The 22,382-nt window shown below is 57.6% G+C and carries 21 protein-coding genes and 1 pseudogene; 4 read left to right on the top strand and 18 right to left on the bottom strand.

What is annotated here, in order from left to right:
* Positions 1 to 9: 9 nt before the first annotated feature.
* From GH769_RS00370 to GH769_RS00385, 4 genes and pseudogenes are all read left to right on the top strand, one after another.
* Positions 10 to 1,028, top strand: a pseudogene (locus tag GH769_RS00370) (efflux RND transporter periplasmic adaptor subunit).
* Positions 1,025 to 4,201 (top strand): efflux RND transporter permease subunit, encoded by a 3,177-nt coding sequence (locus GH769_RS00375; RefSeq protein ID WP_153649406.1) that lies wholly within the window; start codon positions 1,025 to 1,027, stop codon positions 4,199 to 4,201. Before GH769_RS00370 ends, GH769_RS00375 begins: the two are co-directional and overlap by 4 nt.
* Before the next feature lie 20 nt (positions 4,202 to 4,221).
* A complete protein-coding gene (locus tag GH769_RS00380) occupies positions 4,222 to 5,727 on the top strand; it encodes an efflux transporter outer membrane subunit (RefSeq protein WP_153649407.1) in 1,506 nt (501 codons plus the stop codon).
* Positions 5,728 to 6,032: 305 nt separating this feature from the next.
* A complete protein-coding gene (locus GH769_RS00385; RefSeq protein ID WP_153649408.1) occupies positions 6,033 to 6,551 on the top strand; it encodes an A24 family peptidase in 519 nt (172 codons plus the stop codon).
* A gap of 92 nt (positions 6,552 to 6,643) precedes the next feature.
* On the opposite strand, the gene GH769_RS00390 is transcribed toward GH769_RS00385, so the two are convergent.
* From GH769_RS00390 to GH769_RS00475, 18 genes are all read right to left on the bottom strand, one after another.
* Positions 6,644 to 7,237, bottom strand: coding sequence for a thioredoxin domain-containing protein (locus GH769_RS00390; protein ID WP_256670278.1), 594 nt, complete (start codon positions 7,235 to 7,237; stop codon positions 6,644 to 6,646).
* Between the two features lie 38 nt (positions 7,238 to 7,275).
* Positions 7,276 to 7,575 (bottom strand): hypothetical protein, encoded by a 300-nt coding sequence (locus GH769_RS00395; protein WP_153649410.1) that lies wholly within the window; start codon positions 7,573 to 7,575, stop codon positions 7,276 to 7,278.
* Positions 7,572 to 10,535: a conjugative transfer ATPase gene (locus GH769_RS00400; protein WP_153649411.1), complete on the bottom strand. Its 2,964-nt coding sequence runs from the start codon at positions 10,533 to 10,535 to the stop codon at positions 7,572 to 7,574. The genes GH769_RS00395 and GH769_RS00400 overlap by 4 nt, the downstream gene beginning before the upstream one ends.
* Entirely contained in the window at positions 10,535 to 10,966 is a 432-nt protein-coding gene (locus GH769_RS00405) for a TIGR03751 family conjugal transfer lipoprotein (RefSeq protein ID WP_153649412.1), read from the bottom strand. The genes GH769_RS00400 and GH769_RS00405 overlap by 1 nt, the downstream gene beginning before the upstream one ends.
* On the bottom strand, positions 10,944 to 12,434 hold the full coding sequence (locus GH769_RS00410; RefSeq protein ID WP_153649413.1) for a TIGR03752 family integrating conjugative element protein: 1,491 nt from the start codon (positions 12,432 to 12,434) through the stop codon (positions 10,944 to 10,946). Before GH769_RS00410 ends, GH769_RS00405 begins: the two co-directional genes overlap by 23 nt.
* Positions 12,424 to 13,317 carry a TIGR03749 family integrating conjugative element protein gene (locus GH769_RS00415; protein ID WP_153649414.1) on the bottom strand — a complete coding sequence of 298 codons (894 nt, stop codon included), beginning with the start codon at positions 13,315 to 13,317 and terminating at the stop codon, positions 12,424 to 12,426. The genes GH769_RS00410 and GH769_RS00415 overlap by 11 nt, the downstream gene beginning before the upstream one ends.
* Positions 13,317 to 13,970, bottom strand: a complete 654-nt coding sequence (locus GH769_RS00420) for a PFL_4703 family integrating conjugative element protein (protein WP_069552980.1) — start codon at positions 13,968 to 13,970, stop codon at positions 13,317 to 13,319. The genes GH769_RS00415 and GH769_RS00420 overlap by 1 nt, the downstream gene beginning before the upstream one ends.
* Positions 13,967 to 14,347 carry a TIGR03750 family conjugal transfer protein gene (locus tag GH769_RS00425; RefSeq protein WP_069552979.1) on the bottom strand — a complete coding sequence of 127 codons (381 nt, stop codon included), beginning with the start codon at positions 14,345 to 14,347 and terminating at the stop codon, positions 13,967 to 13,969. The genes GH769_RS00420 and GH769_RS00425 overlap by 4 nt, the downstream gene beginning before the upstream one ends.
* A gap of 12 nt (positions 14,348 to 14,359) precedes the next feature.
* Positions 14,360 to 14,698 carry a TIGR03745 family integrating conjugative element membrane protein gene (locus GH769_RS00430; protein WP_069552978.1) on the bottom strand — a complete coding sequence of 113 codons (339 nt, stop codon included), beginning with the start codon at positions 14,696 to 14,698 and terminating at the stop codon, positions 14,360 to 14,362.
* Positions 14,699 to 14,716: 18 nt separating this feature from the next.
* Entirely contained in the window at positions 14,717 to 14,956 is a 240-nt protein-coding gene (locus GH769_RS00435; RefSeq protein WP_019819651.1) for a TIGR03758 family integrating conjugative element protein, read from the bottom strand.
* Positions 14,953 to 15,261, bottom strand: coding sequence for an RAQPRD family integrative conjugative element protein (locus tag GH769_RS28930; RefSeq protein ID WP_256670332.1), 309 nt, complete (start codon positions 15,259 to 15,261; stop codon positions 14,953 to 14,955). The genes GH769_RS00435 and GH769_RS28930 overlap by 4 nt, the downstream gene beginning before the upstream one ends.
* A gap of 157 nt (positions 15,262 to 15,418) precedes the next feature.
* The gene (locus GH769_RS00445) at positions 15,419 to 15,730 is read right to left on the bottom strand and encodes a hypothetical protein (protein WP_153649415.1); all 312 of its coding nucleotides are present in this window, start codon (positions 15,728 to 15,730) and stop codon (positions 15,419 to 15,421) included.
* A gap of 75 nt (positions 15,731 to 15,805) precedes the next feature.
* Positions 15,806 to 17,281: a UvrD-helicase domain-containing protein gene (locus tag GH769_RS00450; RefSeq protein ID WP_153649416.1), complete on the bottom strand. Its 1,476-nt coding sequence runs from the start codon at positions 17,279 to 17,281 to the stop codon at positions 15,806 to 15,808.
* 9 nt (positions 17,282 to 17,290) lie between these two features.
* The gene (locus GH769_RS00455; protein WP_153649417.1) at positions 17,291 to 18,046 is read right to left on the bottom strand and encodes a TIGR03747 family integrating conjugative element membrane protein; all 756 of its coding nucleotides are present in this window, start codon (positions 18,044 to 18,046) and stop codon (positions 17,291 to 17,293) included.
* A 17-nt stretch (positions 18,047 to 18,063) separates the two neighbouring features.
* The gene (gene traD / locus GH769_RS00460) at positions 18,064 to 20,292 is read right to left on the bottom strand and encodes a type IV conjugative transfer system coupling protein TraD (RefSeq protein WP_153649418.1); all 2,229 of its coding nucleotides are present in this window, start codon (positions 20,290 to 20,292) and stop codon (positions 18,064 to 18,066) included.
* A 264-nt stretch (positions 20,293 to 20,556) separates the two neighbouring features.
* Positions 20,557 to 21,060 (bottom strand): integrating conjugative element protein, encoded by a 504-nt coding sequence (locus GH769_RS00465; RefSeq protein WP_153649419.1) that lies wholly within the window; start codon positions 21,058 to 21,060, stop codon positions 20,557 to 20,559.
* Positions 21,057 to 21,614 carry a lytic transglycosylase domain-containing protein gene (locus GH769_RS00470; RefSeq protein ID WP_153649420.1) on the bottom strand — a complete coding sequence of 186 codons (558 nt, stop codon included), beginning with the start codon at positions 21,612 to 21,614 and terminating at the stop codon, positions 21,057 to 21,059. Before GH769_RS00470 ends, GH769_RS00465 begins: the two co-directional genes overlap by 4 nt.
* On the bottom strand, positions 21,599 to 22,378 hold the full coding sequence (locus tag GH769_RS00475) for a TIGR03759 family integrating conjugative element protein (protein WP_153649421.1): 780 nt from the start codon (positions 22,376 to 22,378) through the stop codon (positions 21,599 to 21,601). The genes GH769_RS00470 and GH769_RS00475 overlap by 16 nt, the downstream gene beginning before the upstream one ends.
* Between the last annotated feature and the right edge of the window lie 4 nt (positions 22,379 to 22,382).

Below are 22,382 nucleotides of genomic sequence, written 5' to 3' on the forward strand. Positions count from 1 at the left end.
ACCGGCTTCCTGGCCGCGCCCAAGACCGTTGAGCTGCGCTCGCGGGTCGGCGGCGCCGTCGATGCTGTGAGCGTCCCCGAAGGCAGCTTGGTGCGCAAGGGCCAACTGCTGTTCCAGATCGACCCAAGGCCGTTCCAGGTGGCGCTTGACAGTGCCACGGCGCAACTGCGTCAGGCCGAGGTATTGGCCAGCCAGGCCCAGGCCGACCTCGCCCGCGCCAAGCGTCTGGTCGCAACCGGTGCCGTCTCGCGCAAAACCTACGACGATGCTGTCTCCGTGCGTAGTGCTCGCCATGCCCAGGTGCAGGCCGCCAACGCCGCTGTTGCTGCGGCGCGTCTGGACCTGACCTATGCTCGCGTCACGGACCCATCAGCGGGCGCGTTGATCGCGTCCTCGTGACCGAGGGCAACCTGGTCAGCGGCGGGGCGGCGGGCGCAGCCACGCTGTTGACCACCATCGTGTCCATCGACCCACTGCACGTGTACTTCGACATTGACGAAGCAACGTATCTAACCGTAGTAAGCAGCTCGCGGCCCGCTGCAATTGCAGGCAGCAAGACATCGCTGCCAGTACAGGTCGGGCTGACCACGGATAAGGGGTTCCAACACAGGGGCGCGCTCGACTTCATAGGTAACACCATCGACCGAAGCACCGGTACGATCCGCGCGCGCGCGGTCGTGCCCAACCCAGATGGGCGCATGGCGCCCGGCATGTTCGCCCGGGCGAGGCTCTCCACCGGCGCGGCGCGCGAGGCCATTCTTATTGACGATCAGGCTGTAGGCACTGATCAGGGGCGTAACTACGTGCTGGTCGTAGGCGAGACGAATCAGGCCCAGTACCGGCCCATAGAGCTGGGGCCAGTGGTGGACGGATTGCGCGTCGTCAATGGCGGCCTGCAGGCCGGTGAGAAAGTCATCATCAAGGGCCTTGTGCGCCCCGGCATGGCGATTACGCCGCACATGGTGCCCATGCAGGCACTCGCGACACCTTCCGTTGACGCGGCCGACTCGACGGAGGCCCGCAAATGAACTTCCCTCGTTTCTTCATCAACCGGCCGATCTTCGCCATCGTTCTGTCGGTGCTTATACTGATTGCCGGCGCGATCAGCTACTTTCAGCTGCCACTGAGCGAATACCCGCAAGTCACGCCGCCGACGGTGCAGGTCACCGCAAGCTATCCCGGAGCCAATCCGCAGGTGATCGCTGATACCGTGGCATCGCCGCTTGAGCAGGCCATCAACGGCGTGGAAGGCATGATGTACATGCAATCCCAGATGTCCACCGACGGGCGGATGGTGCTCACTATCTCTTTTGAGCAGCACGTCGACCCCGACGTCGCACAGATTCAGGTACAGAACCGCGTGTCGCGCGCGCTGCCCCGGTTGCCCCCTGACGTTCAGCGCATCGGCGTTGTCACTGAAAAAACTGCGCCCGACATCCTCATGGTAGTGCATATGCTTTCGCCGGGGGATCGCTATGACCCGCTGTACGTATCCAACTACGTAATACTCAACGTGCGCGACGAATTGGCAAGGCTGCCGGGCATCGCCAATGTGATCATTGGTGGCGAGGGCGAGTACGCAATGCGGGTCTGGCTCGACCCGGAGAAGGTTGCATCGCGCGGTATGACCGCCAGTGATGTAGTTGCCGCGATCCGCGAACAGAACGTGCAAGTTGCAGCAGGCTCTATCGGCCAGCAGCCCAATGCGTCATCCGCCTTCCAGGTCACCGTTAACGCGCTGGGCCGCCTAACCACCGAAGAGCAGTTCGGTGACATCGTGATCAAGACCGGTGCCAACGGCCAGATAACGCGCCTGCGCGACGTTGCGCGCCTGGAACTGGGGTCGGACAATTATACCATGCGCGGCCAGCTCAACGGCGAAAACGCGGTCGGCCTGCAAATTCTAATGACGCCCGGCTCCAATGCCCTGGAAACGTCCAGCGCGGTACGAGCGACGATGGAGCGTCTGCAAGCCAAATTCCCTGAAGGCATCGAGTACAAGATCGCCTACGACCCCACGGTCTTCGTGCGCGCCTCGCTCCAATCCGTCGCGGTCACGTTGCTGGAAGCCATCCTTCTGGTGGTAATCGTGGTGGTGCTGTTCCTTCAGTCCTGGCGCGCGTCGATCATCCCACTTATCGCGGTGCCAGTTTCGCTGGTCGGGACATTCGCAGTGATGCACATGTTCGGCTTCTCGCTGAACACGCTGTCGCTGTTTGGTCTCGTGCTCTCCATAGGTATCGTCGTAGACGACGCCATTGTCGTGGTGGAGAATGTCGAGCGTCATATGGCCCTGGGCGAATCACCTAAGGATGCGGCGCGCAAGGCGATGGATGAAGTGACCGGCCCTATCCTGGCCATCACCTCGGTGCTGGCGGCGGTCTTTATCCCCTCGGCGTTCCTGTCAGGGCTACAAGGCGAGTTCTATCGCCAGTTCGCGCTGACTATCGCGTTCTCGACTATCCTGTCGGCGATCAACTCGCTCACGCTGTCGCCCGCGCTGGCCGCCATCCTGCTCAAACCACACTACGGCGCGGCCAGGCCAGATCGCATTACGCGCATCATCGACGGCGTGTTTGGCGGCTTCTTCCGCCGCTTCAACCGCTTCTTCGACCGCACCTCGAACGCGTACGTCGGGGGCGTGCGCCGCGCGGTGCGCGGCAGCTCCATCGTGCTACTACTTTACGTTTGCTTCCTATGCCTGACTTGGTTGGGCTTCCACAAGGTGCCGGCAGGCTTCGTGCCCGCGCAAGATAAATACTACCTGGTGGGCATCGCCCAACTTCCAACCGGCGCGTCGCTGGACCGCACCGAGGCTGTCGTCAATGAGATGACCAAGATCGCACTGGCCGAGCCTGGCGTTGAGAGTGTGGTGTCTTTCCCTGGTTTGTCCGTTAACGGTCCGGTTAATCAGCCCAACACCGCGCTGATGTTCGCCTTGCTCAAACCCTCCGCCGAGCGCAAGGATCCTTCATTGTCGGCCTTCGCCATCCAGGGCAAACTCATGAGCAAGTTCAGCCAAATACCGGACGGCTTCGTCGGCATCTTCCCGCCGCCGCCGGTGCCGGGCCTGGGTTCGATGGGCGGTTTCAAGCTGCAGATTGAGGATCGGGCGGGCCTGGGGGCCGAGGCTCTTGTGCAGGCACAGGGCCAGATCATGGGCAAGGCCATGCAAGCGCCCGAGCTGGCGAACATGCTCGCCAGCTTTCAGACCAATGCGCCGCAGTTGCAGGTGGACATCGACCGGGTGAAGGCGAAGTCCCAGGGCGTTTCGCTAACCGAGGTATTCGACACATTGCAGGTCAATCTCGGCTCGCTCTACGTCAACGACTTCAACCGATTCGGTCGTACTTACCGGGTGATGGCCCAAGCTGATGCGCCGTTCCGCATGCAGGCCGAGGACATCGGTATGCTCAAGGTGCGCAACACGGCTGGTGACATGATCCCATTGAGCGCGCTGGCGACGATCACGCGCAGCTCCGGCCCCGACCGGGTGATGCATTACAATGGTTTCCCCTCCGCCGATATCAGCGGCGGGCCAGCGCCGGGCTACTCGTCCGGCCAGGCCACCGCCGTGATCGAGAAGATCGTGACCGAATCGCTGCCGGACGGCATGACCTACGAGTGGACGGACCTAACTTTCCAGGAAAAGAGGGTTGGCAATACGGCGATCTACATCTTTGCGCTGGCGGTGCTCCTCGCTTTCCTTTTTCTGGCAGCCCAGTACAACAGTTGGTCGCTGCCGTTCGCGGTGCTTCTGATCGCGCCCATGGCGTTGCTCTCGGCAGTCGCTGGCGTGTTGCTCTCGGGCGGCGACAACAACATCTTCACGCAGATAGGATTCGTGGTGCTGGTCGGTCTGGCCGCTAAGAACGCAATCCTGATTGTGGAGTTCGCCCGTGCAAAGGAAAGCGAAGGGGCCGATCCGCTGGCAGCCGTGCTCGAAGCCGCGCGCTTGCGACTGCGCCCGATCTTAATGACGTCGTTCGCCTTCATCGCTGGCGTGGTGCCGCTTGTGCTGGCCAGCGGCGCTGGTGCCGAGATGCGCCATGCCATGGGTATTGCGGTATTCGCGGGCATGCTGGGCGTGACGGCATTCGGCTTGGTACTGACACCGGTGTTCTACGTTTTGGTGCGCAAGCTAGCGCTGCGGAGCGAGACGCACCACGTACGCGACGGTATGACAGACCAGCACGAATGACTTTCAGGAGGACTCACGACATGAAAACACTTTGCGCATTCTCAGGACCCGCCAGGATTCTTGCGCCGCTCGCCCTCGCGGCGGTACTGGCCGGATGCTCCATGGCACCCGTGTATAACCGTTCCGCAGCGCCAATCGACACAACCTTTCCCCTGGACGAGGCCGGTGCCGAGCTGGCGGCCGCGGCGCCCGATGCCACGATCACGGCCGAGATCGGTTGGCGAGACTTTTTCCACGACCCGCTGCTACAGCAGTTGATTGACATCTCGTTGGAGAACAACCGGGATATGCGCAAGGCCGCACTTAACGTCGAGGCGGCGCAGGCGCTGTACCGCATCCAGCGTGCCGAGATGCTACCGAACCTGGATGTTTCCGCTAGCGGCGCTTCAGAGCGCCTGCCGGCCGACGTCAGCACCACGGGACAAAGCGCCGTGCTCCGGCGCTACGACATGGCCGGGGTGACGGCGGCCTGGGAAGTGGACCTATGGGGGCGCATCCGCAGCCTCAGCGACCGGGCACTGGCGTCCTATCTGGCCCTCGATGAAACCCGCATCGCTACGCAGATGAGCCTGGTGTCCGAGGTGGCCAGCACCTACCTCACGCTGCGAGCCGACCAGGAACTGCTGAGCTTGACGGTTAATACCCTCGCCACGCAGAAGCGCTCCTATGACCTGACCACCCAGCTGGTGGAAGCGGGCAACTCCACGCAGCTCGACCTGCGCCGCGCGGAGATTGCGCTGCGTACTGCAGAGGCTAACCATGCCGCATACACGCGGCAGGCGGCCAAAGATCGCAACGCCCTGGTGCTGCTGCTGGGGCAGCCGCTGACGCCGGAGCTGTCCCGGCGGCTTGACGAGGCCGTGGCGCTTGCGGACGACATCGTGCCGACCGGCCTGCCCAGCGGACTGCCGTCGGAACTGCTCGCGCGTCGTCCCGACATCCGCGCCGCCGAGCAGATGCTGATCGGCGCCAATGCCAACATCGGCGCGGCGCGGGCCGCGTTCTTCCCGACGATTAGTCTCACAGGATCGGCGGGTACTGCCAGCGCCTCGCTCGATGGACTGTTCGATTCGGGCTCGCGGGCCTGGAGCTTCATGCCGCAAATCACACTGCCTATCTTCCGCGGCGGCGCGTTGCGCGCCAACCTGGACGTGGCTCAGGTACAAAAGAGGATCGAAATCGCCAACTACGAAAAGACTATCCAGGCGGCCTTTGCTGAGGTGTCCGATGGCTTAGCGGGCAAACGCACGCTCGATGAGCAGATCCATTCGGAGCAGCTACTGGTGACGGCCAGCCAGAAGGCCTACCAACTGGCCGAGCAGCGCTTCCAGGACGGAGTGGACGATAACCTTACATTACTCGACGCGCAGCGTACGCAGTATGGCTCGCAGCAGACCCTGGTGCGCACGCGCCTGACACGGCTGAACAACCTCATCCACCTTTACAAGGCGTTAGGCGGCGGCTGGGCCGAGCACACGGTCCAAACGGGCACCATCACACCGCAACCCTCCCAGTCGCCGGGATGAAGAGCGATGTGCATGGGGCTGCGTTGGCATGGTTGCCATCGAGACAATGGTAGTTCACTCGAAATCGAAACAGCCGGTTCGTAGCCTAGAAAAATTAGGTGCACGACTTATTAACGATCGCGCGTTTCACGGTTGGTCTTTAGGCTGGATTACCCGTCAGCGCTTTGATGGTCGGTATTCCCGCTTTCCTGGAAAAACTATGGCGATTGGACGCCGCCCAGCTGCTGGGGCAAGAATCGGCCACTGAACACTAACCGCGCTTGTCCCTGTCATTACTGTTTAACCAAATAACCGTTCGATTCAATATGACGCTGCTGGTTATGGGGCTGCTTTCAAGCTGGGCAGGGCTGCACTATGGGGTTGGCCCAAGCGGCCTGGCAGCCCTTGTGTTGGCCGGTGGCTTGCTCACCCTGAGCTTGTTTTACCTCGATGAGCTGCTGCCCGACGTGCTGGTATTGCCACTGCTGTGGCTGGGCTTGATCGTCAACAGCTTCGAGCTGTTTACAACCCTTCCCCATGCCCTTTGGAGAGCTGTGGGTGGTTACCTGATGCTGTGGGCCATTCATGTTGTTTCCAGGTTGATCACCGGTGATTACGTTATCGACCAGGGCGATCTGAAGCTTTTGGCCATGCTCGGCGCCTGGGGTGACTGGCACATCTTGCCAGTGACGTTGGTGCTATCGTCACTGGCATTTGCTGTGGTAGGAAACACGCTCCTTGCGTTGGGCAAAATAGAGCGTACAACGCTCATTCCTTTTGGTCCGTACCTGGCTGCTGCAGGTTGGCTCGCTTTACTCTATACGCCGGCGTGGGCCAGCGTTTAAATCGACTGGCTCGACACAATCAACATTTCATTCTTCGTACATGAGTGGCGGTTGCCGGCCGCGTGTGCATATAGTGCAAATATGGTGCAGAGCTAGTTATTTTTGTCAATCAACCAGTCTATAGCCGACGTCAGCATCACACCATCGACAGGACCTTCAAGTTTTAAAGACATACCTGTTTTGTTGTCTCTAATCAGCACGGTGGGTGTCGCTGTGACCCCAGACTTAAGGGCTTCTTCTGCCTGCCGGCTAATGCGTAGAGAAATCTGTTTGTTATTTGCAGCACAGGCCATGAGTGCCTGGTGACTAACGTCGTTGATGTCCAACTGACCAATAAAGCCTAGGCCGTTGCTATGGGTTCGCTCAAAGACCTGGTCGACGGCTTGCCAGAATGCCAGCGCGCCTCCCAACTCTCCCGCGCATTCAATGATTCTGGCTTCGTAAATGGCGGTCGAACCGTGGAAGTCCAGTGGCAGGTGATGCCACTGCAGGTTCACGCTTTTCTGCTGCTGTACCCAGCCTTTCAGAGCCGGTGTATAGATCTTGCAGTACGGACATTCCAGGTCAGCAAATTCAGTCACCGTCCAGCGAGCATTGGCCGGGCCGAACAGCCAAGGGCCAGTGCGTTGTGGTATTTGTGACTCCCTTTTAAGGAAGGCCAGGCTTGCGACCGATATGCTTGCCACAATTAAGCCTGAAATTGCCCATCGCCTACTAACACGCCTCACGTCTGAGTCTCTGCCGCGGATTTCGATGACAGAAGCGCTTGTTTGCGCAGGGCTTCAAGAAGGGCGTGTTCAGCGCTCTCGGGTTGTGGATGTTGGCGAAGCCAGTTGGCCAACACCGTTTGAAGCTGGTACTCGATGTCACGACGGTCTACTGCACGTATCAAAACCTGTTGCAGTTCCTCTATAAGGACGGGGGCACAAACCTCCAAAGTCTGCAAAGCATCCTCACCGGGCTTTTCAAGCAACTGGGTCAGACTCCCAATCAGGTTCTGGGTCAAAGAGTTCAGTGTTCTCATACGTGGCGCTCCAAGGCCATGACTTGCTCGGGAAAAGTGATGATGTGAGGTTCGATACCGCGATAGCGGTCTAGCGTTGCGGCAACTTCAATGGCCGCGTCGAGCTCGTTGCAGCCTGTGGCTTGCATGATGTCGTAGCGTTGTTTCTTCTCTTCCGGTTCCGTCATTGCCAGGGCCAGGTACAAACTAGGTGGTACCACCCGGAACAACATTTCCATGCTTTTGGATAGCACTACGCCCTCGGTAAACTTCCCGCTTTCCTTGCGTGCGGACAGCATCATCGACTTCTGAGCTGGGGTCAGTTCACGAAAGCGTGCAATCTTCTCCACCTCATCAGGCGGCATATTCAAGCAGATCCACCACTCAATCATGTTGAGTAGGGCCGATGCCTCTGGTGGCACGTCGTCAACGTTTTGAGTGGCCATCCAGAACCAGGCTCCCAGCTTTCGCCACATTTTGGTGATCTTGACGGAGTAGGGTGACAGCAGTGGAACCTTCAACTGGATGTGGCCTTCGTCAGTGAAGAAGATCAGGGGGCGGCCTTTGAATTGATCCCGCTCTGCGATGTTGTTGACCGTGTTGAGCAGCGAAATGTAGGCGATGGCCATCTGTGCGCTGTAGCCTTCTCGGGCATAGGTAGCCAGGTCCACAATGGTGATGTCCGCTTCGGGCCATGGCGTACCTGGGCGGTTGAACATGTCGCCTTCAGTGCCCATGCAGAACATGGACAATGCTTCCGCCATCTCCAGGAAGCGTGAGCTTCGAGCAGCCGGTATACCCGGTTCATGCCCCATCTCTCGCAGTGCCTCACGGATGTCTTCAGGGAGAACGATGCGTTGTTCCGCTACACATTTCTGTGCCGCATTGAGAATGCACTGGCGAATGGCGCTGCGATCTGCTCGTGTAAGACGCGCATCTTCTTTGTCCTCCCCGCCAGTGATCATCAGCCTGGCTGTAATTTCCATTTCACCCAGAATGTCGCGTTGTTCGTCTTCGGTTTGGCTTGCCAGGTGTTCGTCCGAGGCCTCGAGGTCATCAGCCTTGAGCGTTTTGACGTTTGCGGTCGGCTCAATCAATTTTTCAGCATCGGCGAAGGGGGCTAAGCTAACCCCTGATCCAGGTGCGAGCCGGACCCGGTTAACCGTCAATCCGAGCTTCTTGGCAAAGTCTCCCAGCAGTCCAAAACTGTTGCCGGCCTCAACGATGAAAAGGCGCGGCCGATAGATGGCGACGATCTGACTAAGGATGTTCGTTGCGCTGGCCGACTTTCCTGAACCCGTAGGACCGAAGATGAACAGGTGCGCGTTCATCTGGCGGTCCAGCTTGTTCAGCGGATCGAAGGTGATCGGCGCTCCCCCACGATTAAACAGCGTGATGCCTGGGTGCCCGGTTCCGGTCGACCGTCCCCAGATGGGAGCCAGGTTTGCAATGTGTTGAGCGAACATGAGTTGCGCGTACCACTCCAGTGCTTTGCGCTCATTGGGATCAAAGTTGCCGGGCAACCATCTGAGGTATGAGTTTAAGGGGGCGACCTCATCGCGGGGCTCCACGGGCTCCATACCCGCTCCCAGCAAGGCACTGCTCAGTTGCAAACTGCGTTCCTGCAACTCCAAGTCGTCTTTGCCGCGTAGGTAAAACGCTACGCTGCCCCGGTACAGCTTGTGCTTGCGGCCAAGCAACTGGCGGGCGACAGCAACGTCTTCGCGGGTCAGGATCGACGCTTGGGTGTCACCAACCGCCTTGCGTGAAAGCTGCTCCAGGTGGCCTTCAAGTATGTCCTGCGGAGTGATCACGAGGGTGATACAGAGAATGGTGTCCTCCGGCATTTTGTCGAACAGCGCGTTGAGCGCATCACCCCCCTTGCGTGTTTCGCCGGTCAGGTGGCCCGTCTTGGGCGCTTCCCGCAGACGATCGAGCATCACCACGCGGTGGGGCAGACCGTCGAAGTACCACAAACCTTTCTCAGTGTCCGACAGCGGTTCGCGGTAACACAGGTTTTGCGAAAAGTCGGTCCCGCTGGCCAGCGGCAACTCGCCTTCCTCTGTTGCCGGCACCTGCTTGCAAACCACCTCATAGAAACGGCGGATATCAGCGTCAGCAGGGCCGAGATGGTCAGGCCGTGGATTGAACCAGTGAATCAGCCAGTGTCGGATAGCATGGCCATCCATGCGATGGGTTTTAATACCGGCGTTCGCCAACCCGCCTACCAAGCGATCACAGATGATTTTTAGGTACGGGGCAGGTGCTTGGCCGCGCACGTCAGCTTGAGCCCCCTGAGTACGTCGGTAGACGACAATGCGGACACGGCGTTGCTGGCCCCTCCAAGGCAGTTGGCTGACCTTGGTGTCTTCAAACAGCCCACCTGGCTTGGAAATGGCTTCCAGGTGCTGCTTGATCAGCTTCAAGTAAAGCTCGGTGAAGTCACTGCCCTGTGCCCGGGGTTGAATGTAGTCGTGCAATTGCTGCAGGTAATTGTCCCAACTGGTTTCGTCCTGAGCGTACAACTGCACGACCCATGGGGAGGTTTCCAGCTCATCGAAAGAGTCTTGCAGAGCGTTTTCCAGGGCATCCCGAGCTTTGCGCAACCAGTCGGGATCTCGACCTTCGGTGCCGATCGGTGTCAGCTCGAAGAACGCGGCACGAGACACGCCGTCTTCCAGCAGCATGGCTTTTTCCGCCGGCAGATAGTCCACCCACGGCAGAAGATCCACGAAAGAGGGGTTCACGTCGTACATGCGGTCTACGTCAGCGGTAGTCGCTGGTTTTTTCTTTGGGTTGCGCCAATCACTCGGCGAGGGAATGCCCATGGCAGCCAGGCGTGCGAAGTAGCGTTCGGTCGCTGCCTCCAAAGATTCAGTGGCTGATGCCTTCACGTCGACATGCTCGCTAGCATTCACTGCGAGCTCCGGCTCGACTCGGTCTGAGCCACGTCGTGTTCTAAACCGCTCAAAAAACCTCATTAATAGGCCTCCGTGCGTTCGCCAGGCATGGCGTATTGCACGCGCTGGTACAACGGGAACACTGTGGTGTAGCCCGGGATTGGGGCTGGATCAGAGCCCGCCAGATGGGGAAAGACATACATGACAAGGTCCGGATTGGGTAGACGCTTAAACTGGCTGTAGATCTCGTTTTGGGCTGTGCGGGTGAATTTGGCGTTGTCTGTTTCAACCGTCTCCAGAGGTCGCCGGAGGTTTTGGCGCGCATCGAGCAACTGGCGGCTACTCGTGCTATTTCCTGAACCACTGGCACCTTGATTCCAAACGTCCATCATCGTGCTGTCGCCATGGGGGAGCAGCTCGTCCTTGCTGGTGGAGCAGCCAGTCCCGAGCATTGCGATCACCAGGTAGGTTCCGATTTTTAAAGAATGATTAGTCAAGCGCAGTCGAAGCATGACGGGCTCCTGAGCGATAGTTGACCTTGCGGCCTTGGAGTTCGTAATCGATGGTCAGCTGCTGGTCCAGGTGAACGGCAACTTTCGCCCCGGGCTGCACGTACACTGCCGCGAAGGCTTGCCCGTAGAGCTTGTTCACCCAACTGGACACATCATTGACGCCTTGGCCGATGATCTTGCCCATGGCGTCACTGCCTGAGCCGCCAACTGAACCGATGGTCCCGGACTGCGGATTTATAAATGAACTGCTGTTTCCATCCGATTTGATTAGGGAGGCGGCGCCGGCGCCGGCCGCAGTAATCAGTACCTGGGAACCGATGTATTGCGAGGCGTTGCTTTTACGATCGCCACTGATGCACGGAATACCGTAGGCATCGCTGATCCAGCCCAGGCCTCCCTGTATGGTGTTCTGGTTGCCATTGTTCTGGTTATTGCTGTTCTGACTGCCATTCGTTTCTTCTTGTGGCTGTGGCAGCGTCCGTACCGTGCCGTCATTGAAGACAAAGGTCAGGCTTTTGATCTGCCCGCGTACGCAAGATAGAGTCCAGTCGCCGGATGCTGTGCCGCTGGCCACGGCGCCGGCAACGTCGGGCAAGTCGATGCCGTTGGCGGTGAGATTGTCCGGCCCTATCAGCACTTTGAAGGGGTACGGGTCGTTGACAGTGCCGTCGATGGGTACCCGGCCGATCAGCGCGGACATGGCCACCGAACCCATCAATGTGGAGTTCTGTGGCAGCGTATAGACCTTGCGTACCTGTTTGCGGGCCTCCTGTGGCGAGATCTCACTCGCAACGTTTTGAGCGCCCGTACGAAGAGCATTTTGCCCACGGTCTACTGACTCGCCGAATGAGGTGGGGAAGTTGAATCCCGAGGCGGTTTGATTGGAACCGGCCGCGATGGGCTTTCCATTGATATCGATAGCGGTTGCGTCCTGCGGCTCGATCCAGACGACATCCGGTCCAGGCGCGCCTTTGAAGTCTTGTCCGTCCCCTGGCTGAATGCCAAAGCCGATCGGCAAATCAGCGTTCGATGAGCCTGCGTTCGCAGCTTTGCTGCTCAGTGTGTTGTATTGCTGCTGCAGCGTATCCAGGATGGTCTGGCTCTGTTGTTGTGATTCCTGTTTCATTGTTTGCTGGGCGTTTTGCAGCTTGCTGTCAACGTTGTCGTTGATCGACTGCAGGCGTCTTTGCAACTCCTGGTTTTGTTGCTTTAGCTCATCATTGTTCTTCAACGCATTGGAGACCTGGTCTTTGAGCTGTCTGCTTTCCACGACGATGGTGCGCAGCGTGTCGCCGGGGGGATCTCCGTCAACGCCAAGCTTTTTGGCTTCACCTGTACTGAGCACGAGTGCTTCTGGAGCCTGAGCCTGTTTCTCAGAACTGTCCTTACTGAACAGTTTGACCACCATGAATAACGCCAGGATCGCGAAAGGAATGACCAGGAATTTGACCAGGGGATTACTCTTCACGGCGACCTCCTTTCGGATCAATCTGGCTGACGGCCGCCGGCAGTAACGATTCGGACAAGCCATGGCCGCGTGTCACCAGATAGACCGTTGTGGTGTCACTTGCATCACCCTTGGTGCCGAGGTAAGGGTGCTGAAAGGTTGCCGTGATGAAGTCTCCCATCAGATCCCGAGGATCCAGTGCAAGGTGCTGAGTGCTGGTGTTGCGCAGTTTCACTGCCGTCACCCAGTAGTCGTCTAACCGCCATGCTCCTAAAGCAGAGGCGTCGACCGGCAACGTCGGCAGCAACGTGGTGAGGTTCAGACCCCGCTTAAGATTGACCTGGGCGATACCGTCCACAGGCTCCACGGTGCGTAAGGGGGCGTACAGCATCTGCGCGGCATAACGTGTCAGTACCACCGGCATTGGGGTTTCACGGCTAGGTGACGGCTGATCCTCGTCTTGAACGTTGGGCTCCGACGTGGGGGCCGGAGCGCGGCTGCTAGTCGGCTTTGAGCTGGCCTGCCCGTAACGAGGCGAGGGACCTTCACCGGCAACAATTTTTGCAGGCTCGGGCGCGGCCTGATTTGGTTTACCTTCTGTAGCGATGATGTCCACCAACATGATTTCGCCACTGCTCATATTTTGCAGCTGCAGGCGAGTCGGAGGTATGGGTTCTTTGGCCAGGAGGTACAGAGCGCCACCGGTGCTCTGTACACGCAGCTTATCAACCAAATTCCGGGGCAGACCCACTCGAACATTTTGGTCGACAAAAACAATGCGTTCCTGGCCGACGATCATAGGCAGTGCCAGTGGAATTCGGTCCCAGCGTAAAATCTCTACGGCGTTGGCCATGCCGAAGAAATTGAGCATGAGCAATCCGACAATCAGCAGCCGACGCATCATCATTTGCCTCCCGACCGGGCAGGTTCTGCGGAGACTTCGATGCGCTGAGGGTTACTGCTGTAGCAGTCCCAGGCGAGTCCAAAAGGATTCTTCTCGGGATCAATGTCTGATCGGATGATGTGCAGCGGGTAGCGCGCTAGTGCGCGTTTCACGCGTTCTCCGCCGTAGTGCTCGTCAGCGGTGATGTCCAAGTTGACCGTCCAGTCGTTGATGCTGTGCTGCTCAATATGCTGTTCTGATTTATCGTCAATTCCTCGGCCTGGAATCTCGAATACACCGCGCTCGCGTTTGCGCAACTCCCCACTGTTGCGGCGCAGTTCGAAGTCTTTTTGCAGATAGGCTTTGCAACTGGGCGTCAGGTAGCCACCCAAACGGGCGATGTTGTCTTCGTAGTCGGTTTCCCCGTCGACGGGCCAACGATTCATTTGCTGGAAAATATAGAGGCCAAAGGCATACACAGACTCTGGTGGGACGTCCCACCACTGACGTGTGCTGCCCGACCGCAGATCTGGCGGTACATGGATAGTCAAATCACGCGGTGCGCTCTGCCAGCCATAGGCCATGTACAGCCCCAGGGCGATCAGCAGGCCAATGACCAGGCGCAGGCTGTTGATATGGGACAGTTGGGCGTCCACTTTTTTTCGATAAGTCATTGAGCCCCCGTTCTACGGCAGGTCCACGCACCTGTGCGTGTGATCAGGTGGGCCTTGTTCCAGGTAGGAAGATATCGAGCAACGCTCAGTTGCATCTGGCGGTAGAGCCAGGTGTCCGGTCGGCCGCGTTTCCAACGCCTTAAAAAGCGGCTCGCAAGAGTCAGCCCAAGGATCGCGAAGAGCATGGCGGTGGCGATAATCAGCGCCCAGATATGGGTCAAAATTGCTGCCAGAATCCCAATTACCAATCCTGAGCCGGCACTGATCGCTAGGGTTGCCCACATTTCATCGGCAGTGAGGCCGCCCATGATGACCGGCTGATTGTTCAGCCGCACCGGTAGGAAAATTAGCGTCCCATCGTCAGAGAGTTCTGTCATGGCCAAGGCTCTTTAAAGAATGGTAGTTGCCCTGGTGATCAGAAAGATGGCGACACCCAAGATAGCCACACCGACAGCGGCCGTTGCTCCAAGATCAGCCCATTTCTTCTTGCCGTGTTGGATCTCGTGGTAAACGCCGAAGGCGTGCCACGCTACCCCGATGAAAATGACGGCGCAGACGATCAGACCTATCAGCGACATGCCGTCAAAGGCGTAGTTCTGCATGGTTTGCATCAGGTTAGACCCCTCACCTCGAGTCGGAGGCTGTGACTGGGGGAGGGCAGCCATGGACAGTTGTGGAAGAGCAAGCATGCCGATCAGCATGTAGCGTGTTTGTGAAAGCAAATTCATGGTGAGTCTCCAATACGATCAACTGAGTACAAAGGTGGTGAGGATCATGCAAAGCAGCAGGATGCGAACCAAAGAGGTCGAAGCAATCGTCCGGTCAAGGTTGCCGGTGGCCCATCCTCGGTAGCAGCTCCAGACGGCCCAGGCCCCCCACACGAACGTGATAGCCACGGCCACGCCGACGAAAAATAGGTAGCTCGACGAAGCCGGGAAACCACTCGCCGCTTGAAAGGCGGACGCCTGAGCGCCGTTCATGCTCATGGCTTGCGACCTTCGGTGGTGTATTGGCCCGAAAGCTCGGCTGGATCCCGAGGTTGGGCTCGGCTTGGCGTCAGGTAGCCCTCCAAGCCATGGCGGATTCGGGCGATGTCACCCGCCAAGCGCTGGTAATCGAAGAAGTATCGTTTGCCCGGCTCGTCTGCTACTTGAGCGCTACGACGTGCGGTGTCTTCCAAGGCATTCAACTGGCGGATCATGACGTCCAGGTTGGCCTGTTCGGAGGCAGAAGCCGCTACCGCTTGGGAGGTAGACAGGCTGATCCCGAAAAGCGAGATCAGTCCTGTCAGTACAAGTCGGCAAGTAAGTTCGGGGAGGCGCAGGGTCTGGATCACGGCTGGGCTCAAGTCATTCCTGTTGCCGTCAGCTTGCCGTGATCGATCTAGAGTCGCCGCAAGAAAACCATATCCCGCGCTGTTAGGATTTCTTCGTGCGGTAACTGCACCCTCAGTCTCTGTGGATCGAGCGTTTGAAGAAAAGAAGATAGCCGGTTGGCAAAGCAATACCGTAGGCCCAGCCTTGGGCATTTTGATTGCCAATCTGGACTTCGCCCCTGACTACGGGTTGAACGCTGATCAGTTCCCAGCCCTCTTGGCCTAGCTGAGCAAGGCGCTGCTGACGTTCCGGATCCTGCAGGAAACCTAGAATGTCAGGATCGGTAGATGGCTCTTCGGACTTGAACATCAAGAGCTTTTTGGTTCGGACGAGATAGTGCAGCGGGGCGAATTCGGTATGGTATTCAAATGCCTGGCGATTCATGGCGACATCCTTCATGTGTGGAGCTGCCAGGTTTTCAGTATTGAGGATGTGCAATCAACCGGAAATGGTCTGCCACTAGGCTTGTGATTTCTGATGTTGTGCTGGAGAGGTCCGAGCATCCACGTAACGCTGCATGATGGATAACACCATCGAATTTAATGCCAGTATCTTCATTGCCCGCGTCACGGCCACATACAGCAAATTCAGTTCATCGTCTTTACGACCCTGATCGATATCGGGGGACAGAGGGTCAGCGCTAAAGTCGTCATACAGGCTGACAAAGTCCCACTCTAACCCCTTGGCTTTATGTCCTGTCGTCAGTGTGATCGTGGCATCCAACTCGTTGTCTACTGAGCGAGAGCGTAGTGTCTGGATGCGCTGAGGCAGATCGGGATAGGCAGCGATGATCTTGATCGATCGCAGCATCTCCGAGTCTTGGCTCACCTCGGCAATTTCAACGTATTGCGAGAAGTCCCGGTAATCGCGCAGCAACTTACGGTTTTGCAAGAATTGGTTTTGGTTGCGGCTGAACAGATACAAGTCTTCCAGGTCGCGCAATGAATAACTGTCGATGCCACCTACCCAATAGATCTTAGGCTGGCTCGCCACCAAGCTAAGTGCGTTCTCTATGACGCCGGTAACTGTGCGATGGATGTACGTGCGATGTGGTAGGTCTTCAGGAAGCGCACGTTTAACCTGGGTTTTGGGGCCTAACCCCTGCAGCTTTCGAGTTTCACCCTTGTAAAAAAGGATGATGTTGGCCACGTGCGCGACCGCTGGACCGAAGCGAAAGCTCTGGGTCAGGTAGTGACGCTCTGCATCGGCCATCCAATCGCTGTTGAGAGCATCTTCGGCACCACGGAAACGGTAAATCTGCTGGTGAGGGTCGCCGACTGTTACTTTGCAGATGCGCTGTATCCTTACCAAGTCAGCAATTACCGGGTTCACGTCTTGACCTTCATCGAGCAGAATCGCCTTAAATCGCTGGCTCAGGTCAGGTTTACTCAACTGATACAGCTTTAAATATCCATCGTGGGTGATCGACATTCCCGTGTCTTGGAGGTCGATCATCCGGTTCCAGATCGCTCTCGCAACAGCCAGCGCATTGTCCAGAAATCGTTCCTGCGCGCTGGTGAGCATTCGTTGTCCCTGAAACCTTGGAAAGTGTCCACGGCCGAGCTCGTTATCGGCGCTGGCCATGAAGTTGTTCAGCGTGCTCAGCACATCTCGTACCAGCTCCCAGTCCTGGGTATTGATGGCCCTGGCGATATCGGTAAGGCGTAAGTTATTGGTCTGTTTGGCGGCGTACTGGCTGCCATAGACCGCATAGGCCAGGCCATGCGCCGTCTTGCAGACCACATTGCGAGGAAAGCGCCCTTTGGCCGCGAGTTCGACGGGTTTGTTGTAGCAGAGATAAAGCATTTTTACCGAGGCGTGGTGGGTGGCATAACCAACCAGTGTGGTGGTTTTGCCTGTGCCGGCGAAGGCTTGGACCAATAGCTTCTCTGCCGTTGAATGGACGATGGGCTGCTGTTCTTGTGTCCACTGCATGGGCAGCTCCTAAAGGTATTTTTTGAAACTGGAGACAGTGATGTAAACCGATACGCCCAATAACAACGCGCACGGCAGCAAAATAAGCAGGGGGCTGACGCTGATTGGGATAGCCAGGTAAATCGTCCAGGGAACGATGGCCAGCGGAATGATTGTTCCGCGTGCTTTGTGATACAGGTAGCTCGACTCCCGGCCAGATCCGAACTTGCGCAGATCACGTCGCACCAGGCCATCCACCAGGCCCGTAAACGCCGCCAGTGCAAACAGTGGGATTGTCAGTGTCAGGATGACCATTCGTACGCAAAAGGTGAGCACGGTGTAAAGCGTGGCCAAGCCGTAATCCTGGAACTTGATCATGACCCGACCGAGTTCGTAGCGCAGGTCGAACATGCCGGCGTGCTGCGGCGACGAGGAGCGAGCGTATTGGGTCAATGTGTGAACGCTGTCCTGCAGGCCGCTTTTTACCATCAGCCATTCATAGGTTGTTTTGACCAGCCAGGTCGCGGTGCGCCCGGGCTCTTTGATGACAATGCTGTGTAACAAATCTTGGGACAGCCAGCCCAACTCATGCTCAAACATCTGCTGGGCGTGCCTCCATCCAGCATCCGGCCAGAACACGTACATGCACAGCCACTCGACGAGAATGGCGCCCAGCAGTGAGCCGAACATCACCCCCAGAAAATGGAAAGGAGCTGAGATCACCATGCCCAGAAAGGATTTTTGCCCTTCCTGCTGTTGCTGGGCTTTTTCCGCGATATCGGCCATCGCTTTGCTCCTTTACGCTAAGCGACTTTGTCGTCGTTGGCCATCAGGCGGAAATCGTCGACCAGGTCTTCGGGTAGCGATTCGCTTAGTGACTGATACCCCGGCGCTTGCCACCATTCGCTGTTCGTTCCTGATCCTTTACGCATCCCTTCAACCAGGGCCTGCAGATCCTTGGGCATCACCTCGTCGGGATCACTTGCCGGCAGCGGCATACGGATTTTCCACAGGTTGCCGCCTTCGATCAGGGCAAAGCATTGCCCCTTGGGCAGAGCAACAACATGCGCCGGCTCGATCATTGGCACGCTGACGCTTTGGATCTGGTCGTGGGTGTTGGAGGTGAAGGCCGTCTTACCGTTGATTGCGTCATTGGCGCTGCTGGCCGGTGTGCTGGTAAACACTTGAACCTTAGGTAATTGATTGGTCAGCAGCTCGGCAGTGGCGGTCTCGCGCACACGCAGCATAAACAGGTTGTTGAAGTTACCGATGACCTGGCCAGCTTTTGCCCGGTTACCGATCTTCGCTTCAATGTCGCTCATGGTCTGGGTATAGGCGGTGACTTGCATGCCGGCGCCACCGCCTTTGTTGATCATTGGTATAAATTCTTCACCCATCAGTTCGTTAAACTCATCAGCATGCACGTTAATCGCTACCTTGGCGCCGGAGGCACCGGGCAAGCCGTCGTCGATACCGAACTTGTAGATGTGACCTGCGACTGACACCAGGTCGCTGAACATGGAGTTCCCAACGGCCGCAGCCACTTCGGTATCCGACAATGCATCCAGTCCCACGTAGACCACCGCTCGTTTTCGGATGACCTGCATCCAGTCGAAGATGGGCCGCGGATCCTCAAGGTCCGTGTAGTCAGGCGATAGCAGCTCAGCAATGCGTCCTGTGGTCAGCTTCTCCAGCAGCGGCAGCAGGCTGGCAACGATCTTGTCGAAGTAGGTTTTGTCATAGCGCACTGCTGATCGCAGCCCCTCCATCACAGGGTCGGAGATACGCTTATGAGTAAGGTACTGGTCCAAAGCCACCACACGCAGTGGACGGTCCTTCATGGCGAAACTGAGATTCTTGCGATCGATCTTGCCCTCAATTTCGACGATGGTCTGCCAGGCTTTAGGGTCATGTTCGGCAAAGTGTTTCTGTGCATACTCGATGAAAAGCGCATCGATGTTGGTCACGTGCTTGAGGATCTGCTCGTAGTCTGGCCGACGGCCGAGGGCCACTAAGGCACGTGCGATGATGTTGACGAACCGCCAGGCGAACTCACGGAACGCTGCTGAGTTGCCCTCTCCAGATAGCTGGCCAGCAATTCGGGTAGCCACCTCTGAAATACGGCCAAAGCGGCCTACGGCGTTGTAACGTGCGGAGTAGTCAGGCCAACCCAGGTGGAACACATAGAATTCGTCCAGTCGGCCGGCTCGCTTGCATTCGATGTACATGCGTTTGAGAAGGTCGGCATCGCCTTTGGGATCGAAGACAATCACCACCTCGCGATCAAGGTTCATCTCTTCATGGTGTGCCATGCTGCGCTGGCTTCGATGTACAGGCTGGACGCGTCGACCCATCTGAACACGGCGTCGAGACCGTCTACGGGTTCGTCTGATGTCTTGGGTGATAAACAGTTCCGCCAGGCGGGTTTTACCCACCCGCGTAGTGCCCATCACCAAGGAGTGTCCTACGCGCTCCCCCAACGGCAAGCTGGCGTCACCTTCGTTCGGTTCAATACCGTGCAAGCGCGGTAAACCTCCAACAGGTGGAAGTGGACGTGCTGGGTTGATCGCAACATCCCAAGATGTGGCTTTGGCAATTAATTTGAGCGGGAAGGGAGCGAACTCCAGCCGCTCCTCGATGCGCCGTGCCAGGGAATAGATCGAGGTTGGCTCAACATACTCGGCGTATTTGGGCAGATAGGTATCCATCAACCGTTGGGTGTGTTTCTGAGTCCAGCGAAAGCCTTTACCAATGAACAGCCGCTCATTGCTAACAGGAATGTCTTTACTGGTCATGGTGTAGTGGGGGAGACGCCGAATATTGCGTCGATACCGCAATACAACCAACGCCTGTCTCAGGCGCACATATCCAAGAGTCAAAAAGCCAAAGGCGGAAACCGCTCCAAATAAGGGAGTCAGTGCAAAGGCCCAGGGCGCGAAAATACAGAGCAGTGCTGCAGCGGCGCAGACACAGACCGTGTAAAGCTCGACGGCAGGACGGAGCAATGCCTCAATGGTGAAAGAACCGGCCATGGTTGGAGCCTTCTATCGCTAAGTGGTTTTCAATGGGAACTGTTCGTCCAGCTCCTGGCTTACTTGTGATATCTCGTGTGAAGCCAATTGATCAGCTAATTTCAAGCGCATTGCGATGGCATCACCTTGTTCTGTGGAGGTCACTCGACCGCCATACAGCCAGACCACATACCTCACTTGCTCCAAGATGAGCTGGCACGTTCGCGGGTCTTCCGGTTGTCTGATCACCACGGTGAGTGACTGCGGTGGTGGCATCCTTGCCTCCTATTGCTGAATGGCTGTGGCAGTAATGAGCAGCGGGTAGTGCTTGATTCCAAGACGTTGCGCCAGATCATTCGAGGGGGCTGGGACCATCTGAAGGCCATCCGCCCAACGCTGCACCTCGGCAAAGCGTTCGGCGTTGGCTACATTCACTACGATCCCGACTGCGTGTAGTTGCTGCAGTTGGTCGCGGCGTTGCGAAAGCCAGGCTTTTGACATTGCGTCGTCGCCAATCAGGAATAGGGGCTGCAAGCCTGGTGCATTGATCACCCGGCCTTGTAGTTCTCCAGGTGTCAGTTGGTCTGAGCGCACTGGAAACGAGCCTTGACCGCGCACGCCAATGTTTTCTAACGGTGCTGACTGGCCGGTAGGTTCTGGTACCAGGTCTTGGTAGTAGGGAAGGGCGGAAATGCCGCCATGGTCTTCAACCACAATCAGTGAGCTGGCATTCGCCACAATGGGCGATATCGAACACAGCAACAGCATTAAGCTCAAAAGTCTTTTCATGGGTTGTTCGCCATCAGGTTGATGCCGGTTACGCGGCTAAGGTGTTTGGCAAAGGCACGTCGGTAGCGTGCGGCAGGTTCACCACCAGCCGGTCGGTGGTACCGGCCGGCGGCCGTGATCCAGTCACCGCCCTTCGCCTTTTGCTCAGCCAGGATCTGGGCGGTAACCGAGAGGTTCTTGTAGGGATCCAAACCTTCGCAGGGAGAGCTGTAACGGTGACCATTGGCACCTATGTTGGTTTGACCTAGACCAACATCGACCCGACTGGGGCCTGCGGTTTGAAGCGCAATCATCAACGCCCTGCACGCATCGCTTCGGGTCGCAAACCGGTAGCCGGCGCCGGCGACATTCAATGTCCAAGGCCAGGGCACTATTTGGCCGCGTAGTCGCGTGCCGCTCTCTTGCAGCGCGACGGAATAGAGCACCTCGGACGGAACGCCGGCAGGCAAGGCAATCAATTGATAGGCCGGAGGAGGGACCTCAGCGCTGTTGGCCAGCGCCGCGCCCAACATAAAACAGCCTGCCAACACGGCGCGTACTACTGTCGCTGCCATTGCCCATTCACCTCGCGCACTACAGCAGGAAGCTCGCCGCCGAGCCCAAGGCCGAGCCAGCGGCCGGCATCGTGATTCAGTGTTATCTGGCGGCTGCGTACGCTGGTTGGTTCGATGCCAGCCAGGATTGCCCAGCGGCGGATGGTCTCGTCGTCTCCTTGGCTGCCCACGAAGTACAGATCGAAGGGTTGTTTCTGAGCCTGGAGGTCTTTCACCCGGGCAATACAGCTGGTGCAACTGTCTTGAACAAAAACGGCTAATCGACCTGAGCCTTTGAGAGCAGTTGTCGCGCCGGGGGTTCTAGGAGACAGCGGCTCTGATGAAATTTGAATGACTTTTTCGTTGGGGTATAGGCGAGCGAAGGCTTGGTCATAGGCCTTTTGATAAGCCAGTTCCTTGTCGATACGTTGCCGTTCAGCTTGCACCTGCAGTTCCGCGTAACGCCGGCGTTCTTCCGCTGATTTAGCTTCGATACCCAGTGCAGTCAGAGGATCCAGTCCTGGTGAATAGATGCCCCGGGGACCTTCCATGACGGTGCGATAGCGACTCCACTCTTGGGGTGTTAATCCCCACTCGCGGGCCAGTTCTGCCTGGCTGGCCCCTTGGGAAGAGTTCTGGGTTTCGCTGTTCTGCGTGCTGGTAATGGACGTTGTTGGCCCTGGAGCAGCTGAGCAACCATAAGCCATCACAATGGCTGCCAGACCAATAATCAACGAGGCGTTTGTAGCGTTCATTTTCTTTGAGAGTGTGAGAAGGCCAAACATAAAG

This window comes from Pseudomonas sp. CFSAN084952 (assembly GCF_009648855.1).
Lineage (GTDB): Bacteria > Pseudomonadota > Gammaproteobacteria > Pseudomonadales > Pseudomonadaceae > Aquipseudomonas > Aquipseudomonas paracarnis.